The 17,511-nt window shown below is 67.0% G+C and carries 16 protein-coding genes; 9 read left to right on the top strand and 7 right to left on the bottom strand.

From position 1 onward, the window contains the following. Positions 1–14: 14 nt before the first annotated feature. Positions 15–1,676 carry an AMP-binding protein gene (locus ACIP1U_RS21350; RefSeq protein ID WP_400318984.1) on the bottom strand — a complete coding sequence of 554 codons (1,662 nt, stop codon included), beginning with the start codon at positions 1,674–1,676 and terminating at the stop codon, positions 15–17. A 280-nt stretch (positions 1,677–1,956) separates the two neighbouring features. Between ACIP1U_RS21350 and ACIP1U_RS21345 the strand changes: the two genes are divergently transcribed. The 4 genes from ACIP1U_RS21345 (at position 1,957) to ACIP1U_RS21330 (ending at position 4,893) form a co-directional block, all read left to right on the top strand. Continuing rightward, entirely contained in the window at positions 1,957–2,631 is a 675-nt protein-coding gene (locus ACIP1U_RS21345; protein WP_400318982.1) for an SOS response-associated peptidase, read from the top strand. 136 nt (positions 2,632–2,767) lie between these two features. Next, entirely contained in the window at positions 2,768–2,926 is a 159-nt protein-coding gene (locus ACIP1U_RS21340; protein WP_400318979.1) for a hypothetical protein, read from the top strand. A 224-nt stretch (positions 2,927–3,150) separates the two neighbouring features. Beyond that, complete coding sequence (locus ACIP1U_RS21335) at positions 3,151–4,236, top strand: calcium:proton antiporter (protein WP_400318976.1); 1,086 nt, start codon at positions 3,151–3,153, stop codon at positions 4,234–4,236. Between the two features lie 135 nt (positions 4,237–4,371). Beyond that, a complete protein-coding gene (locus ACIP1U_RS21330; RefSeq protein ID WP_400318973.1) occupies positions 4,372–4,893 on the top strand; it encodes a DsbA family protein in 522 nt (173 codons plus the stop codon). Between the two features lie 15 nt (positions 4,894–4,908). Here the strand turns inward: ACIP1U_RS21330 and ACIP1U_RS21325 are convergent, their stop codons facing one another. Then, positions 4,909–7,119: a TonB-dependent siderophore receptor gene (locus ACIP1U_RS21325; protein WP_400318971.1), complete on the bottom strand. Its 2,211-nt coding sequence runs from the start codon at positions 7,117–7,119 to the stop codon at positions 4,909–4,911. A 251-nt stretch (positions 7,120–7,370) separates the two neighbouring features. Here ACIP1U_RS21325 and ACIP1U_RS21320 point away from each other — a divergent pair, with 251 nt between their 5' ends. Together ACIP1U_RS21320 and ACIP1U_RS21315 are read left to right on the top strand one after the other, a co-directional pair. Then, entirely contained in the window at positions 7,371–7,640 is a 270-nt protein-coding gene (locus ACIP1U_RS21320) for a BrnT family toxin (RefSeq protein WP_400318968.1), read from the top strand. Beyond that, the gene (locus ACIP1U_RS21315; protein WP_400318965.1) at positions 7,624–7,974 is read left to right on the top strand and encodes a BrnA antitoxin family protein; all 351 of its coding nucleotides are present in this window, start codon (positions 7,624–7,626) and stop codon (positions 7,972–7,974) included. The genes ACIP1U_RS21320 and ACIP1U_RS21315 overlap by 17 nt, the downstream gene beginning before the upstream one ends. On the opposite strand, the gene ACIP1U_RS21310 is transcribed toward ACIP1U_RS21315, so the two are convergent. From ACIP1U_RS21310 to ACIP1U_RS21300, 3 genes are all read right to left on the bottom strand, one after another. After that, positions 7,971–8,531, bottom strand: coding sequence for a TetR/AcrR family transcriptional regulator (locus ACIP1U_RS21310; protein WP_400318963.1), 561 nt, complete (start codon positions 8,529–8,531; stop codon positions 7,971–7,973). The genes ACIP1U_RS21315 and ACIP1U_RS21310 overlap by 4 nt on opposite strands. A gap of 125 nt (positions 8,532–8,656) precedes the next feature. Then, on the bottom strand, positions 8,657–10,048 hold the full coding sequence (locus ACIP1U_RS21305; RefSeq protein WP_400319267.1) for a dihydrolipoyl dehydrogenase: 1,392 nt from the start codon (positions 10,046–10,048) through the stop codon (positions 8,657–8,659). Positions 10,049–10,241: 193 nt separating this feature from the next. Continuing rightward, complete coding sequence (locus ACIP1U_RS21300) at positions 10,242–10,973, bottom strand: glutathione peroxidase (protein WP_400318961.1); 732 nt, start codon at positions 10,971–10,973, stop codon at positions 10,242–10,244. 255 nt (positions 10,974–11,228) lie between these two features. Here ACIP1U_RS21300 and ACIP1U_RS21295 point away from each other — a divergent pair, with 255 nt between their 5' ends. Beyond that, positions 11,229–13,001, top strand: coding sequence for a dipeptidase (locus ACIP1U_RS21295; protein ID WP_400318959.1), 1,773 nt, complete (start codon positions 11,229–11,231; stop codon positions 12,999–13,001). Positions 13,002–13,089: 88 nt separating this feature from the next. Here ACIP1U_RS21295 and ACIP1U_RS21290 read toward each other — a convergent pair whose 3' ends face one another. Further along, a complete protein-coding gene (locus ACIP1U_RS21290) occupies positions 13,090–13,569 on the bottom strand; it encodes a DUF1348 family protein (RefSeq protein WP_400318956.1) in 480 nt (159 codons plus the stop codon). A gap of 216 nt (positions 13,570–13,785) precedes the next feature. On the opposite strand from ACIP1U_RS21290, the gene ACIP1U_RS21285 reads away from it, so the two are divergent. Continuing rightward, positions 13,786–14,601 carry a 2OG-Fe(II) oxygenase gene (locus tag ACIP1U_RS21285; protein ID WP_400318953.1) on the top strand — a complete coding sequence of 272 codons (816 nt, stop codon included), beginning with the start codon at positions 13,786–13,788 and terminating at the stop codon, positions 14,599–14,601. Between the two features lie 10 nt (positions 14,602–14,611). Further along, positions 14,612–15,706 carry a bifunctional DNA-binding transcriptional regulator/O6-methylguanine-DNA methyltransferase Ada gene (gene ada, locus ACIP1U_RS21280; RefSeq protein WP_400318951.1) on the top strand — a complete coding sequence of 365 codons (1,095 nt, stop codon included), beginning with the start codon at positions 14,612–14,614 and terminating at the stop codon, positions 15,704–15,706. A gap of 8 nt (positions 15,707–15,714) precedes the next feature. Here the strand turns inward: ada and ACIP1U_RS21275 are convergent, their stop codons facing one another. After that, positions 15,715–17,472: an FAD-dependent oxidoreductase gene (locus ACIP1U_RS21275; RefSeq protein WP_400318948.1), complete on the bottom strand. Its 1,758-nt coding sequence runs from the start codon at positions 17,470–17,472 to the stop codon at positions 15,715–15,717. Positions 17,473–17,511: the final 39 nt, after the last annotated feature.

The following is a 17,511-nucleotide window of genomic DNA, read 5'->3' as shown; positions in this document are numbered from 1 at the left end:
AGAGGCGTCCGGGCTCAGGCTGATGCCGCCTCGCGGGCACGCGCCACCTCCTGGTTGCGCAGGATGAAACGCTGGACCTTGCCGCTGGGGGTCTTGGGCAGTTCGGCGACGAATTCGATCTCGCGCGGATAGGCGTGGGCGGCCAGGCGCTTGCGCACATGCTGGCGCAGCGCCTCGGCCAGTTCCGGCGTGGCCGCGTGCTGCCGGTCGAGCACGACGAAGGCCTTGATCAGCTCGGTGCGCTCCGGGTCCGGCTTGCCGATCACCGCGGCCTCGACCACGGCCGGATGCTCGATCAGCGCGCTTTCCACGTCGAACGGGCCGACGCGGTACCCCGACGTGGTGATGACATCGTCGGCGCGGCCGATAAAGCTGATGCTGCCGTCGTCGTTGAGTTCGGCGGAGTCGCCGGTCAGGTAATAGTGGCCGGCAAACGCGCTGGTGGGCGTGCCGTGGTAGCCGCCAAACCAGCACATTGGCGAGCGATCCAGGTCCAGCGCCAGCGTGCCGGGCTGTCCGGCGGGCAGTTCGCGCTGCTCGTCGTCGACCACGACCACGCGGTGGCCCGGGCTGGCAAAGCCCGCGGCGCCCATGCGCACCGGGTGCGACAGCGCATGATGGTTGCACAGCACCATGCCGAGTTCGGTCTGGCCATAGTGGTCGTGGATGACCGCATCCAGCTCGCTGGCGAACCAGCGGATCACTTCGGGGTTGAGCGGCTCGCCGGCGCTGCTGACCGCGCGCAACTGCCCACGCAACTGCTCCGACACGGCCTGCCCGGCGGCGATCAGCAGCCGGTAGGCGGTGGGCGATCCCGCCAGGTTGGTGATGCCGTACTTGCGGATCACGTGGCAGGTGCTTTCCACGGTGAACGGGCCATCGTAGAAGGTGGTGGCATGCCCCAGCGACAGCGGCCCCGTCACCGCGTAGTAGAGGCCGTAGGCCCAGCCCGGATCGGCCAGGTTCCAGAACGCGTCTTCGTCGCGCAGGTCGACGGCGTCGCGCATGTAGCCGGCAAACGCGGCAATGGCCTTCAGCGGCACCAGCAGCGGCTTGGCGGGCCCGGTGGTGCCTGAGGTGAACATCATCAGGAAGGGATCGTCGCCGCTGCGCATGACCGGCTCGAAGCTGGCGGGCTGGCGCGCCAGCTCGGCCCAGAAGCTGAAATCGCCGGAGCTTGCGTCCCCAGGCGCCTCACCGGTGCCGGCCACGGTGACGACCGGCGGCGCGCCCTCCACTTCATCGAGCTTGGGACGGTTGACGGTGTCCGTGACCACCACTTTTGCGCCCGAGCTGTTGAGCCGGTGCTCGATGGCCTTGGGACCGAACGCAGTGAACAGCGGCTGGTACACCGCACCGGCGCGCCAGGTGCCAAGGATGGTCACGAGCAGCTCGGCCGTGCGCGGCAGCAGCCCCGCAACGCGATCGCCCGGCTGCACGCCCTGCGCCTTCAGGAAGCCGGCAAACTGCGCGGACATCGCCTGCAGTTCGGCAAACGTCCAGTTGCGCGCATTGCCGTCGCGGCCTTCCCAATACAACGCGATGCGGCCAGCCTCCTTGGCATGGCGGTCGCAGCATTCCACGCAGGCGTTGATCGCATCTAGGCTGCCGTGCAGTTGCCGGGCCACCGCCTCGTCGTAGGAAAAGCCGTCGTAGGCCTGGGCATAGTCGCGCATGGTGTCTCCTGTATGTCCGGCTGCCTGCCGCGGACGTCGCCCGGGACATGGTGCCTGTTATCGTCAGTGATCGTCGGTGCCGCGTGGCGCGGCTGCCGCAAAAGTGTGCGCCCGTGCCGGGGCGGCGGGCAATAACCGATTCCGCCAGCGCGCCTGACGGTTTTTGCCATGCCCCGGACGCAACGCGCGGTGCGCTTGACGCCATGCGGCCCGAGGCCGACGATTCGTCGATTCGTCGATACTGAATTCGCGGCGGGCATCACGCCAGGGAGGTCAGCGCATGTGCACCAACTATGCTCCGGTCCAGCGCCAGATCCTGCGCGACATCTTCCGCGTGGAGCCGCCGCCGGGCGTCTTCAAGGCCGAAACCTATCCCGACTACCTGTCGCCGATCGTGCGCGCCACGGACGACGGCGTTCGGCATGCCGAGCTGGCGTCGTTCGGCATGGTGCCGCGGCAGCGCATCCCGCCCGGCACGCCCCGCTACGACACCACCAACGCGCGCAGCGAAACCGTCGGCGAGCGCCCGGCGTTCGCCCGCTACTGGCGGCAGGGGCAGCTGTGCCTGGTGCCAGCTACGGCGTTCTACGAGTACGCCTACCCCGAAGACGCGGTGTCGGGCGGCCCGCCCGGCAAGCCGGTGCGCTGGCGTGTTTGGCTGCCAGGCGAGCCTGCCTTCGGCATCGCCGGCCTGTGGCGCGGCTGGCCCGATGCGGCCCTGTCCTTCACCATGCTGACGGTGACCTCCGCAAAGCATGCTTTGATGGAGCGCTTCCACAAGCCTGGCGATGAGAAACGTTCAGTGGTCGTCGTCCCGCGCGAGCAGTGGGATGACTGGCTTGCCTGCCGCGACCCCGAGGTCGCCCGCACCTTCCTGAAGCTGCTTCCCGCCGAGGCCATGCAGGCAGAACCGGCGCCCAAGATTGCCGGCGCGCCGATCCCGGACGCCGACTGACCCGACCGCAGGGCCGGCGCAAGGCCGGCATCAAACGCTGCGCGCCCTCCCTCAAGAGGGTGTCAGGCGTTACGAATGCTGCGCATACTGCCCCCCACACCGGCCACAAGAGCCGACATCCCCGGGTCAATCCATCATGCAAAACATCGTCGCCCTGTGCGCGTATTTTTTCGGGTGCCTTTTCGCACTCCTGTTTGCCGCACGCTGGATCCTGCGTAACCATCCGGCGCTGCGCGAGCGCCCACCCACCCGGCCACCTCACGCTGCCAAGGACGATCCGCCGGAGCTTGGCTGACCACCTCCTGGCGCGGGAATGCGGCTACCAACGCCTCTGAATCCCTGTCAAATTCTGCGAATTTCTATCAACCAACGGGAACTCATAGCCTTCTCGTTTGCCATATCCCTGTTGCCGTGGCCATAAAAGTGGCGCCGACAGCATACCCCCAAGCTATCATGCGTGCCTGCATGGCACGCCCGTGCCGCCCGGCACGGCATAACGACAAGAAAGGACACACAGGGATGGCTCTGACTTCCAACAAGCTGCCGGCCTGGACCGTTGGCGCGCCGGCCGCTGCCGCGGCCACGCTGGCGCTCGCCTGGCTGATGCCCAGCCAGGGCTGGCTGATCGCGCTGATGGCCGTTGCGCTGGCCGGCGCAGTATTTGCCGCTGTGCACCATGCCGAGGTGGTCGCGCACAAGGTGGGCGAACCGTTCGGCACGCTGGTGCTGGCAATTGCAGTGACCGTGATTGAAGTGGCGCTGATCGTCTCCGTGATGTTGTCGTCCGGGCCGGAGAAAGCCGGCCTGGCGCGCGATACGGTGTTTGCCGCGGTCATGCTGATCTGTAACGGCATCGTGGGGCTATGCCTGTTCGTCGGCGGCCTGCACCACCGCGAGCAGGCATTCCAGGCGCCCGGCGCCAATGCCGCCATGGCGGTGCTGGCAGCGCTGCTGGTGCTGACGATGGTCCTGCCCAACTACACCAGCTCGTCTCCGGGGCCGGTGCTGACGCCGGCGCAGCTGGCGTTCGCGGGCGTGATGTCGCTGGTGCTGTACGGCTCGTTCGTGTTCGTGCAAACCATCCGGCACCGCGATTACTTCCTGGCCGAAGGCAGCTCGGACGAGAACGTGCACGCACCGCCGCCGCCCGCGCGCGTGGCGCTCATCAGTGGCTTGCTGCTGGTGGCTTGCCTGGTGCTGGTGGTGGGGCTGGCCAAGCTGCTGTCGCCGTCGGTCGAGGCGGCAGTGCTGAAGGCGGGTGCGCCAGCCGCGGTGGTGGGGATCGTGATTGCCGCCATGGTGCTATTGCCCGAGGGGCTGGCGGCACTGCGCGCTGCGCGCGCGGACCGCATCCAGACCAGCCTGAACCTGGCACTCGGTTCGGCGCTGGCCAGCATCGGGCTGACCATTCCGACCGTGGCGGCAGTGTTCATCTGGATCGGCCAGCCGCTGGAGCTGGGGCTGGGACCGAAGGACATGGTGCTGCTGTTGCTGACACTGGTAGTGTCGTCGCTGACGCTGGGCATGGGCCGCACCACCATCCTGCAAGGCGTCGTGCACCTGGTGATCCTGGCGGCCTACCTGTTCTTGTCGATCGTGCCATAGCCGATCCGCCGCCCGGAACCGCAGCATGTTCCGGGTGGCTGCCGGGCCCTTGGCCTGGCGTCTGCGGCGACTACACTGGAACCTCCCCACCGCGAATCCGCGCATGCCTTGCCGCGCACGCACCGGAGAACGCCAATGCTGGAAGTCGCCGTCACCGCCGCCGACCATGCTGTCGGCCCCGCTACCGCCCGGGTCACCGTCGTCGAATACGGCGACTTCGAATGCTCGTACTGCCGCATCGCCTACGGCGCCATGAAGATCCTGCTGGAGCACTATGGCCCGCAGGTGCGCTTTGTCTATCGGCACTACCCGATGGCCAACTGGCACCCGTCCGCCGAACCGGCGGCCGAGTGCGCCGAGGCCGCGGCGGCGCAGGATCGATTCTGGCAGATGTATCGCATGCTCTACGAGCACCCGCAGGGGCTGAAGCCCGACGCCCTGCGCCATTACGCCGGCATGATGGGGCTGGATCTCGACCGCTACGACAGCGACATGTCCACGCACCGCCACCTGCCGCACATCCGCGCCGACCAGCACGGTGGCACGCGCTGCCGGGTGCGGGGCACGCCGTCGTTCTTCGTCAACGGCACGGTTCAGGACGTGACCTTCGGCATGGAGCGGCTGCAGCGCGCCATCGATAGTGCGCTGGCAGCCTAACCCTGGCCGGCCGCGTCAGAAGCGGTACGTCACGCTGCCGACCACGGTACGGCGCGCGCCGAAGTAGCAATCGCCGCGTGCCAGACAGGTAGTCAGGAACTGCTTGTCGAACAGGTTGTTGGCGTTCAGCGCAACGCGCAGCGGACCGTGGTCGTAGGCGATCATGGCGTCATACAGCGTCACCCCGCCGACGCGGTTCTGGTCGGTGCCGTCGTAGCTCGGGCCGATATAGCGCATGCCACCGCCGGCCACGAAGCCCGGCAGCCCGAACAGCTTGAAGCGGTAGTTGGCCCACAGCGACGCCATGTTCGACGGCGTGCTGGCCAGGCGCTTGCCGACCTCGGCGGCGCTGCCTTCGATCACGCGCGCATCCAGGTAGGTGTAGGTCGCAATCAGGTCCAGGCGGCTGGTCAGCGAGGCCAGTGCCTCGACCTCGATGCCGCGCGTGCGGGCCTCGCCCACCTGCACCTGGTCAGGGATGCCGTTGACCACGCCAGTGGTCTTCCGGTTCTTCTCGCGCATGTCGAACGCCGCCACGGTCAGCGAAGCATTCTTGCCCGGTGGCTGGTACTTGATGCCCGCTTCCCACTGCGAACCGCGTAGCGGCTTGAAGGCCTGGTTGGAGCGGTTGAAGCCGGGCAGGCCCTGGAACGACTCGGTGTAGCTGACGTACGGGTTCAGGCCGATATCCGAGCGGTACATCAGGCCGGCACGCTTGGTCAGTTCGTTGTCTTCGCGGCTGGCCCCGGGGGTGTTGTCCTGCGCCGCGCGCGACCAGTCATAGCGCAGGCCCAGCATCAGCAGCCACTTGTTCCATGACAGCTGGTCCTGCAGGTACACGCCGGTCTGGATCTGCTTGCTGGGATTCAGGTCGCGTGTGCCCGGCAGGGTGAAATTGCCGTAGACCGGGTTGAATACATTGAGCGGCGCAGCGGTGCCGCCAACGCCCGAGCGGCCGGTGATCTCGGCATGCTGGTAGTCGACGCCGGCCAGCAGAGTATGGTCCACCGGACCCGTGCGGAAGTTGCTTTGCGCCTGCGTGTCGACCACGAAAGAGTTCAGCGTCGGCTGGCTCAGGTAGACCGTGCGGCGCATCAGCGTGCTGCTGCCGGGCACCCAGCCGTGGGTCGCGCCGGTGAAGCCGGCGGCGTAGATGCTGCGGTAGTCCACGGTGCTGTGCGAGTAACGCAGGTTCTGGCGGACCGTCAGCGCATCGTTGACCTTGTGCTGGAACTCGTAACCAACCGAAGTCTGTTCGGCGTTGTAGCGGTCGTAGCCCGGCTCGCTGATGAACAGGTGATCGGGAATCTGCCCACCCGGGTTCGGATAGAGCGTGCCGCGCCACGGAAAGAAGCCGACCGAGGTCCCGCTTTCGTCGCGCTGGAAATTGGTCAGCAGCGTGAACGAGGTATCGGCATTGGGACGGTACGTCAGCGACGGCGCAATCAGGTAACGGTTGTCGGGCACGTAGTCCACTTGCGTGTCGCTGTCGCGCGCCAGCGCCACCAGCCGGTACATCCACTTGCCCTCGGCATCGAGCGGGCCGGTCAGGTCGGCCTGCACCTGCTTGCGGTTGTAGTTGCCGAACTGCACGCCGACCTCGCGCGCGGCATCGGCCTGCGGACGCTTGCTGACCAGGTTCAGGATGCCGCCAACCGCGCCCTGCCCGAACAGCATCGACGACGGCCCGCGCAGCACGTCGATGCGCTCCAGGGCGTAAACGTCAGCGCGCACGTTGTTGTAGAAGCCGACCTGGTTGAGCAGGCCGTCGCGGTACTGCGTGAAGTCCGTGCCGCGGAACTTGCCCCAGTCTCCGCGCGCGTCATTGCCGTACGGCCCGGCATAGACACCGGCGGTATAGCCGATAGCCTGCTGCACCGACTGCGCCCCCTGCGCTTCCATCCGGTCGCGCGTGATCACCGTGATCGACTGCGGCGTCTCCATCACCGGCGTATCGGTCTTGGTCGCGGTGGCGCTGCGCTTGGCAACGAAGCCGTGGACCGGACCGGTTGCGGTCTCATCGGCGCCGCTGGCGCGCACCGTCACGGCCGGCAACTCGGCGGCAGCCGTTGTGGCTGTCGCCGACCCGGACGTGGCGACCGATTGGGCAAACACGCCGCCGGCATGCAGGCCCAGGGCCAGGGTGGTCAGCGAAAGGCCGCGGGGAGGCGTCAGGCGGGTACGGGCAAGGCGCGGCTTGGCCCGGAAGATCGGGTAAAAGGACATCACTCAGGAACGGGAATGTAGCCCGCCGCGCGCCACGAACGGCGACGGCCTGCCAGTGGAAATTTCTGATTACGAATAGGAACGATTCGTAATTACATTCGAATTGTAACCTGAATGTGTCATGAGCGATACATCCTCGAGGAATGCGCGGGGTCGCCTGGAAGTGATTTTTTCGCCTCGTTACGAGGTCTGCATCATCATTTACGCTGCAGCATTAAATTTGCCTTGGCTATTTTTTGCTGCTACAGTAAATGAACATCGAGTTCGACTTGACAAAGGACGCCGTCAACCAACAGCAACATGGGGTGTCACTGGCCGCTGCCGGGCTGTTCGACTTTGGAAGCGCGCTGCTCAAGGCGGATACCCGCAAGCTATATGGCGAGATGCGCTACATCGCATATGGGCCAATTGGACCTCGCTTGTATTGCCTGGTCTTCACCATACGCGGCGGCACATTGCGTGCAATCAGCCTCCGAAAAGCCAATTCCCGCGAGGTGCGTGACTATGAACAGAGAACCTAAACTGATTACCCCGACACCCGCCGAAGACGCCGCGATTGCCCGCGGCATCGGCGCCGATCCGGATGCGGTCTCGCTGCCTACCGATGAGATCAGGCAGATGCGCCCGGCCATCGAGGTGCTCGAGCGAGCGATAGGGAAGGAAAAGGCCGAGGCACTGGTAAGACGCCGGGGCCGTCCGGCCAAACCGGCAGGCGAGCGCAAGGTCAACCAGACGCTCAGAATCGATCCGGAAGTGCTCGAGGCCTACAAGGCAACCGGCACCGGCTGGCAAACGCTGATGAATGACGCGTTGCGCGACTATGCGACGGCGAATCGCATGCTGCCTCGGCGCTAGGCTTGTTCCGAGTCGCCCTGCAATCGCCCCAGCAATCGCCGCCCGGCCTCAACCACTGCCGGATCGCGGTGCATCTGATAGCGCACGATCATGCCTTCGATGCACAGCATGGCTTCCTCCGCCACCTGTGCTGGCTGGCGCAGTCCGAGCCGCGTGGCGATATCGGCGATGAACGCCGCCAGTTCTGCCTTGTGCGCGGCAGCCTGTTCGGGCGCGCGGGCGTCGCCGCTGGCCTCGGCCACCACGTTGATGAAGGCGCAACCGCGGAAGTCCGCGGCGAACCAGTCGGCCAGCGCGTCGGCAACCACGTCCAGATGCGGGCGCGCGGCCAGGCGGGCCTCGACGTCACCGCGGAACCAGGCCATCCATTCGTCATGGCGCCGGTCCAGGAAGGCCGAGATCAGGTCGTTCTTGGAGGCGAAATGCCGGTACAGAGACATCTTGGCCACGCCCGACTCGGCAATGATCCGGTCGATGCCGGTGGCGCGATACCCCTCCTGGTAGAACAGGCGGGCGGCGGTGTCGAGGATGCGGTCGCGGGCGGAGGGGTTGGCCATGATGGCGCGGCAAAAAGGCGAAAGAAAGGGATCGGCAGCATGGCCGGCGGCAAGGTAGTGCCAGCCGGCCTGCTGCATGTGGCAATACTATGACAGACAGACCTGTCTAGCAATCAAGGTAACGGTCACGCCGCAAGCCTGGCCGCCGCGTCTCGCAGCGCCGTGCGCAGCCCCTCTTCCACCACCGGGTGGTAGAACGGCATGCCCAGCATCTGCTCGATGGTCAGGCCCTGCTGGTACGACCACGCCAGCAAGTGCGCAATATTCTCCGCACGCGGGCCGATCCATTCGGCGCCCAGGAAGCGGCCGCTCGCCTTGTCCGCGTAGACATGCATCAGCCCGCGGTTCTTCAGCATCACGCGGCTGCGGCCCTGGTCTTCGAAGCTGACCTCGCCGGTGACGAAGCTGCCCTGGGCCAGGTCGGCGTAGCGCTTCCCGACCATCGCGATCTGCGGGTCGGAGAACACCACCGCCAGCGGCGCCCGGCGCGCCAGCCGCTTCACCTGCGGATAGCTCGCGGCGTTCTCGCCGGCGGCCTTGCCTTCGTCCGCGGCTTCGTGCAGCAGCGGCAGGATGTTGTTGGCATCGCCGGCGATAAACACTGGAGCGTTGCCGCACTGGAGCGTTTCCGGGTCGAACACAGGCACGCCGCGCCGGTCCAGGTGCAGGCCGGTGTTCTCCAGGCCCAGACCGCGCACGTTCGGCTCGCGGCCGGTGGCGGCCAGCGCGTAGTCGAAACGCTCGGTCACGCTGCGGCCTTCGCGATCGACATAGGTCACCACCACCTGGTCGCCGTCGCGGCCCATTTCGGTCACCTTGGCGTCGGGGTCGAGGTAGAAGTCATCGTTGAATGACTTTGCAGCATAAGCGCGGATCACCGGATCGGTCAGCGGCCCGAGTGAACCGCTGACGCCGAATACGCGCACCCGCACGCCAAGGCGCGACAGCGCCTGGCCAAGCTCCAGCCCGATCACGCCGGGGCCGAACACCACCACGCTGCCCGGCAGGTCGTCCCACGCAAACACATCGTCATTGACGATCAGTCGGTTGCCAAAGGCCTGGAACGGTGCCGGCAGCGAAGGTTTGGAGCCGGTGGCGATGACAACGCGGCTGGCGCGCACGGTCGTGTGGCCGTCCACTTCCAGCGTGGTGTTGTCGATAAAGCGGGCGTAGCCGCGGATGCGGTCGGCCTCCGGGATATTCTCCACGCCGCGCACGACAAAGCCGACAAAGCGGTCGCGCTCGCTGCGCACGCGGGCCATGACCTCGCGCCCGTCGATGCGGACCTGACCATCCACGTGCACGCCGAACGGCGCGGTGTGGCGCAGTTCGTGCGCGGCCTCGGCGGCGGCGATCAGCAGCTTTGATGGCATGCAGCCGACGCGGGCGCAAGTGGTGCCGTACGGGCCGCCCTCGATGATCACGGCGCGCTTGCCGGCGGCCACGGCCGCGCGGTAGGCGGCAAGGCCGGCGGTGCCTGCGCCGATCACGGCGACATCGGTCTGGATGGTAGTCATGGCGTACGGTTCCTTGGTGGTCATGGCGTGAATCAGGGGTCAATCAACGGGCTGGATGGCACCGCCCTGCCCTTTGCCAGCAGTTGCGGGCAAAGCGGTGCCATCGGGTCCGGCGACTGCCGGTCCGCGCAAGCGGAAGAGAAAGGATCTGAGCGGCTTAGCTGGCCACTGAGCTGATCACTGAGCTGGTCCCTTAGCTGGCCAGGTACTTCTGCAGCGCCTCGGCGCCGCCGACCAGCTTGCCGTTGATGAAGACCTGCGGCGCGGTCATCTCGCCCGACACGGCCCCCAGCACCTTGCCGCGCACCTTGTTATCCAGCGGCACGTCGATGTAGTCGAAGCCGTTGTCGTCGAGCAGCTGCTTGGCCTTGGCGCAGAACGAGCAGCCCACCTTCGAGAACACCACCACCTGGTCAGGCTTGCGCGCGCCGGGGGCGATGTGGTTCAGCATGGTGTCGGCGTCGGAAACCTTGAACGGGTCGCCCGGCTCTTCCGGCTCGATGAACATCTTCTCGACCACGCCGTCGCGCACCAGCATCGAATAGCGCCAGCTGCGCTTGCCGAAGCCCAGGTCGGCCTTGTCCACCAGCATGCCCATGCCTTCGGTGAATTCACCGTTGCCATCGGGGATCATGGTGATGTTTTCGGACTCCTGGTCCTTGGCCCACTCGTTCATCACGAAGGTGTCGTTGACCGACACGCACAGGATGTCGTCAACGCCGTGCTTGGCGAACACCGGCGTCAGTTCGTTGTAGCGCGGCAGGTGGGTGGACGAACACGTCGGCGTGAAGGCGCCCGGCAGCGAAAACACGACCACGGTCTTGCCGCTGAACAGTTCGCTGGTGGTGATCGTCTTCCAGTCGTTGTCTTGACGGACGCGGAAAGAAACTTGGGGAACGCGTTGGCCTTCACGGGATTGCAGCATCGGAATCACTCCTTGGTCTGGGTTCATTCGGTTGTTTCGGCTGCGTGTTGCAGCGAAGGCCTCATTCTGTCGACCGGGATGTGATTTGTACAATTCATCGTTTCAAACGATATGATTGTCTTTCGCTATCCTCGAGGGTAGGACGCCGCTATTGCAGCCCAGGACACTGCGCGCGCGCATTTCACGGCATATTTCTTCGGCAAAGCCCGATGAGTGCCCTATCATGCGGCATCCAACCTGACACCCTGTTTCGCAATGACCCCAACTTGCCGCCCGCACCACCGGCCGACGCCACGCCGGTGGGCTGCCTTGCTTGCGCTGTCGCTACTGATCGCGCACCCGGGGCAGGCGCAAACCCTGAAGAAGCCGGCACTCGACGCGCTGGTCAGCAGCACCCGCGCCGCCGCGCCGGCCGACCTCCAGGCCTTCATGGCGGCTGCCGCCAAGGCCGAGCCGGCGGTCGCGCCGGCCGTTGGCGCCTGGCAGGCCAAGGCGCCGCTGGCTGGTGACAACCTGGTCAATATCGGCCGCCTGCTGGGCGTTTACAACCGCGTCCGCAATGAGGCGGCGGTGATCGACACCATCGGCAAGATGGTGGCGCTGCGCACCGTGCGCGATGAAAAGATCGCCCAGCACGACAACCCCGCCATCGTGGAATTCGGCAAGCTGGTGGAAGGCATGGCGCGCGATTTCGGGCTGGCCTATCGCAACGTGGACAACCGCGTGTTCGAAGTCACGCTGCCTGGCGGTGGCAAGGACACTTTCGGCATCCTGACCCACGCCGACGTGGTTCCGGCCGTTGCCGAGGAATGGGTGCTGGACGATGGCACGCGCCTCGATCCGTTCCGGCTCACGCGAGTTGGCGACACGCTCTACGGGCGCGGCACCATCGACGACAAGGGCTCGATCGCCGCCGTGCTGTATGCGATGAAGACTGTCAAGGAAAGCGGCGTGCCGCTGGAGCGCACCATCCGCCTGATGATCGAGACCACCGAGGAGACTGGCGGCGACGGCATGAAGTACTACCGCCAGCACACGACGCTGCCGGAGTACAACATCGTGCTCGACAGCAAGTACCCGGCCGTGGTCGCGGAGAAAGGCGCCGGCTCCCTGACAGTCTCGTTCGGCATCAAGTCTGCCGACGGCAAGGCCGAACGCGGCAAGACAGACAGCAAGGGCCCCGCCATCGTGGCCATGCGCGGCGCCGCCTCGGCCAATGCCATTCCCGAGACCGCCACCGCGCGCATTGCCGGCGGCGATGCCGCCGCCGTGGCCGCGGCACTTGAACAGGCGAAGGCCGACTTCGTGCGTCGCCACGCGCCGCGCGGCAAGTTCTCGATCGATGTGAAGCGCGAGGGCAATGAAGTCGAGGTCAAGGTCACCGGCGCCTCCGCGCACGGCTCGCGCCCGGAAGAAGGCGTCAACCCGCTGCCGCGGCTGGCGCTGTTCCTGCAGGCCAGCGGCGTGCGCTTTGCCGACAACCACTACCTGAACGCGGTGCGCTACCTGAACGACCTGTACGGGCTCGACTACCTCGGCAACAAGATGGAGGTGGCCTATCGCGACGCCTTCATGGGGCCACTGACGATGTCACCCACGCTGGTGCGCGAGCGCGGCGAGTATGTCGACGTGGTCACCAACGTGCGCATGCCGCGCGGGCGCACGCCCGACGAGCTGGGCGCCCGCATCACCAAGCGCATCTTCGGCTGGGCCGCGACGCATGGGCCGGTGGAGATCAAGTACGACCAGGGCAACTGGATGGCGCGCGACCCCAAGGGGGCGTGGCTGTCCACGCTGCTCAATATCTTCGGCGACACTACCGGGCTGGAAGCCAAGCCGGTGGCGACCGCAGGCAGCACCACCGCCAAGCTGATGCCCAACGCGATCAACTTCGGGCCGGCGATGCCAGGCAAGAAGTACACCGCGCACAATGCGCGCGAGTACAAGGAAGTGGCCGACCTGAGCCTCGACATGCAGATGTTCACGGAAATGCTGGTGCGGATCGGCAACCTGGACAAGATGCAATAAGCGAGCGCAAAACGGTTGCGTTTCTCCCCTCCCCTACGGGGTCCGACGGGCGAGGGGAGAAAACACCACCACCACCTTGAGCGCTCGCTTACAAGCCCAGCTCGCTCAAGCCCGGATGCCCGTCCGGGCGCCGCCCCAGCGGCCAGTGGAACTTGCGGTCCGCCTCCCGGATCGGCGCATCGTTGATGCAGGCGAAGCGGCGCCGCATCAGCCCCGCCTCATCGAATTCCCAGTTCTCGTTGCCATACGACCGGTACCAGTTGCCGGAATCGTCGTGCCATTCATAGGCAAAGCGCACCGCGATGCGGTTGCCGTCGTGCGCCCATAGCTCCTTGATCAGGCGGTAATCCAGTTCCTTCTGCCACTTGCGCTGCAGGAATGCGACGATGTCGGCGCGGCCGTTGGCAAACTCGGCACGGTTGCGCCAGGCACTGTCGACGGTATAGGCCAGCGCCACGCGCTCCGGGTCGCGGCTGTTCCAGCCGTCTTCGGCGGCGCGGACCTTGGCGATCGCGGAATCGCGGGTGAATGGCGGCACTGGCGGGCGGAATTCGGGTTGGGCAGACATCAGGTTTCTCCTGCAAAGCAAAGATGGTCGGGTTGGCGGCCTGGCTCGTCGCTGACAATGCGCCCAAGAATGATACAGACCTGTCTCATTATTTGTAGACAGACCTGTCTTGTCAAGGCGATTTCTCGTGCAGAATTCAAAAGCAAGACCCGGAGTGCCACGGCCTCCCGCCCGGCCTAAAGTGGGCACCATGCAAGCCAACACCGGAGAACGGCAGTGACGATCAAGCAGGCACAGCGCCCTCAGGCACACGCGATGGCGGTAGGCGGACCGCGTCGCCCCGTGCCGGCGCCGCTCGAGGGCCGGCGCCAGCCGCTGCCGCAAGGGCCCATCGGCGCGCGCGTCGATGGCATCGACTGGGCCGCCCTGGAGCGTGAACTCGATGCGTGCGGCTGCGCCGCCATCCGTGGCCTGCTGGCCGTGTCGGAATGCGGGGCGCTCGCCGCGCGCTACGAGCAGGATGAGCTGTACCGCTCGCGCATCGTGATGGCGCGGCACGGCTTCGGCCAGGGCGAGTACAAGTACTTCGCCTATCCCTTGCCCGACATCGTCGGCGTCTTGCGCACGGCGCTGTACCCACGCCTCGTGCCCATCGCCAATCGCTGGAACGCCGCGATGGGCATCGACACGCGCTATCCCGCCGTGCACGCGGACTACCTGGCGCGTTGCCACCAGGCCGGCCAATCGCGTCCCACGCCGCTGCTGTTGCGTTACGGCCCCGGCGACTACAACTGCCTGCACCAGGACCTGTACGGCGAGCATGTGTTTCCGCTGCAGGTGGCAGTGCTGCTGTCCGAGCCCGGACGCGACTTCACCGGCGGCGAGTTCGTGATGACCGAGCAGCGCCCGCGCATGCAGTCGCGCGCCGAAGTGGTGTCGCTGCGCCAGGGCGATGCGGTGGTGTTCGCCGTCAGCCAGCGGCCTGTGCAGGGCGGCCGCGGCAGCTACCGCGTCAACCTGCGCCATGGCGTCAGCCGGCTGCACGCGGGCCAGCGCTACACGCTCGGCATCATCTTCCACGACGCTAGCTGAGGAACAAAACATGCCTGCATCCATGCCAAGGCCTCACCGTAACGCCGGCAGCTCCGGCAGCGCCACCGCCATCGAAAAAGACCCGCGCTGGGCGCGCGTGCTGGCGCGCGATCCCGCCGCCGACGGCAGCTTCGTCTATGCGGTCAGGACCACCGGTGTCTATTGCCTGCCCAGCAGCCCGTCGCGGCTGCCGCATCCGGCCAATGTCGAGTTCTTCGACAGCGCCTCGGCGGCCGAAGCCGCAGGCTACCGGCCAAGCCGGCGCGCCGCGCCGCCCGCGCTGGCCGCACAGCATGCCGCCATGGTGGCCGACGCCTGCCGCCGCATCGAAGCCGCCGACACCTTGCCTGCGCTGCCCGAGCTGGCGCGCGCCGCCGGCGTCAGCGCCTACCACTTCCACCGGCTGTTCAAGGCCGCGACCGGCCTGACCCCGCGCGCTTACGCGGCCGCGCACCGCGCCAGCAAGCTGCGCTCGCAGCTGGGCAGCAGCGAATCGGTGACGGAGGCCATCTACGACGCCGGCTTCGGCTCCAACAGCCGCTTCTACGAGACCGCAGATGCGGTACTCGGCATGACGCCGTCGCGCTACCGCGCCGGCGGCGCCGGCACCGATATCCGCTTCGCCATCGGCCAATCCGCGCTGGGAGCGGTTCTGGTCGCGCAGAGCGACCGAGGCGTTTGCGCGATCCTGCTGGGCGACGATCCGCAGGTGCTGCTGCAGGATCTGCAGGACCAGTTCCCGCGCGCCAACCTGATCGGCGGCGACGCGCAGTTCGAGCAACTGGTGGCGCAGGTGGTTGGCTTTGTCGAAGCGCCGTCGACCGGTCTGGCGCTGCCGCTGGACGTGCGCGGCACCGCCTTCCAGCAGCGCGTCTGGCAGGCACTGCAAGAGATCCCGCCGGGCAGCACCGCCAGCTATGCCGAGATCGCGGCCCGCATCGGCGCACCGCGGGCGGTTCGCGCGGTGGCGCAGGCCTGCGCGGCCAACCACCTGGCGGTGGCGATTCCTTGCCATCGCGTGGTGCGCAGCGACGGCGGCCTGTCAGGCTACCGCTGGGGCGTGGCGCGCAAGCGTGATCTGCTTGAGCGCGAAGCAAAAGATTGAAGCCTGCGCTATCTGGCTGCCGCCAGTTGGACTTTCGCCAGGTAGTCGTGGATCTGCGCCACGACCGCGGCGCCCTCGCCCACCGCGGCCGCAACGCGCTTGGTCGAGCCCGAGCGTACATCGCCGATGGCGAAGACACCCGGCACGCTGGTCTGCAGCGGATAGGGCACCGCCGCCGCGCAGCCAAGTTCGCCGCCTCCGGTGCGCACAAAGCCCTTGTCGTCGACCTCGACATGGCAGGTGCGCAGCCAGGTCGCGTTGGGGTCCGCGCCGATGAACAGGAACAGGTGGCGCACGTCCATTTCCACCGGCCTCGGGCTTTCGCCCGGCGCGTCGTAGCGCACCCGCGACAGCCAACCGTTTCCCGTCAGCGCGGCGATCTGTGCATGGGTATGCAGCGTGACATTAGGCAGCGAACCGATGCGGTCGATCAGGTAGCGCGACATGGTCGCGGCCAGCCCGGGTCCGCGCACCAGCATATGCACATGCGCGGCGTTCGACGCCAGGTAGACCGCCGCCTGCCCGGCCGAGTTGCCACCGCCGACCAGCATCGCGGGCTCATTGCGGCACAGCTTGGCCTCCACCGGCGAGGCCCAGTAGTACACGCCACGCCCCTCGAAGCGCTCCAGCGCCTCAATGCCGGGCCGGCGGTATTGCGCGCCGGTGGCGATCACCACGGTATGGGTCGGGATCATGCGTCCGTCGACAAGCTCCAGCCGGATCGGGTCGGTGCCGCAATGCAGGGCCTTGACTTCCAACGGGATGGCGATATGCGCGCCGAACTTCAGCGCCTGCACGAAGGCCCGTCCGGCCAGCGCCTGCCCGGATATGCCCGTGGGAAAGCCCAGATAGTTCTCGATGCGCGCGCTGGCGCCAGCCTGGCCGCCAGGCGAGCGGCAGTCGATCACCGCGACCGACAGCCCTTCCGATGCCGCATACACCGCTGTCGCCAGGCCGGCCGGTCCTGCGCCCACCACGATCACGTCATAGACATGGTCCGGGTCGAACTCCGGCAACAACCCCAGGCATGACGCCAGCTGGCCTTCGTCCGGCGCGCGCAGCACGCGGCCGTCGGGGCAGATCACCAGCGGGAAGTCGCTCGCGGGCGCGTGGGCGTATTCGAGCAGCAGCGAGCAATCGCCGTCCACGTCCATGTCGATCACGGTATGCGGGTAGCCGTTGCGCCGCAGGAACGCCTGCAGCGCCAGCAGCAGCGGCTCGGTGCCGTGGCCGACCAGGACCGGACCGCTGCCGAACTCGATCAGGCCGACGCGGCGCAGGATCAGCGCGCGCATGATGCGCTCGCCCAGTTCGGCCTCGGCCACCAGTAGCGCACGCAGGCGTTCGGGCGTGATCGCGTAGCCGTCGGTGTCGGTCACGGCGACGCCGTCGACTAATGCCGGCCGGCCGCTGAGCGTGCCCACCTCGGCCAGGAAGTGGCCCGGTCCCTGTTCGGTGATCGTGTGCTCGCGGCCCAGCCCGTCGCGGCGCACGATGCGGACGCAACCGCTGGTGACGAGGTACATGCCGCGCCCGGTCTGTCCGACCGAGAACAGCTTCTCGCCGGCGCGCCAGCGCTGCGGCGTGCCGAAGCGCTGCACCCGTGCCATGTCTTCGGCACCGAGCTGCGGGAACATCTGGTGCCAGCGCGACTCCAGCGTGGAGTACGGCGCTTCCAGGCCGCCGCCTTCAGACGCTGCGCCCGCGCTGCCAGACTCACCATCGGCGGCGCCCGTTGCCATCGCCTCCCCCCGTGAAATCGCCATTTCGCCCCCTGTGGTCTGTGCACGCGCCCGCCGGCTGCG

The organism is Cupriavidus sp. NPDC089707, assembly GCF_044748965.1.
Taxonomy (GTDB): Bacteria; Pseudomonadota; Gammaproteobacteria; order Burkholderiales; family Burkholderiaceae; genus Cupriavidus.
Note: the sequence above shows the minus strand (reverse complement) of the source record. Positions and strands in the feature narration are given on the sequence as shown.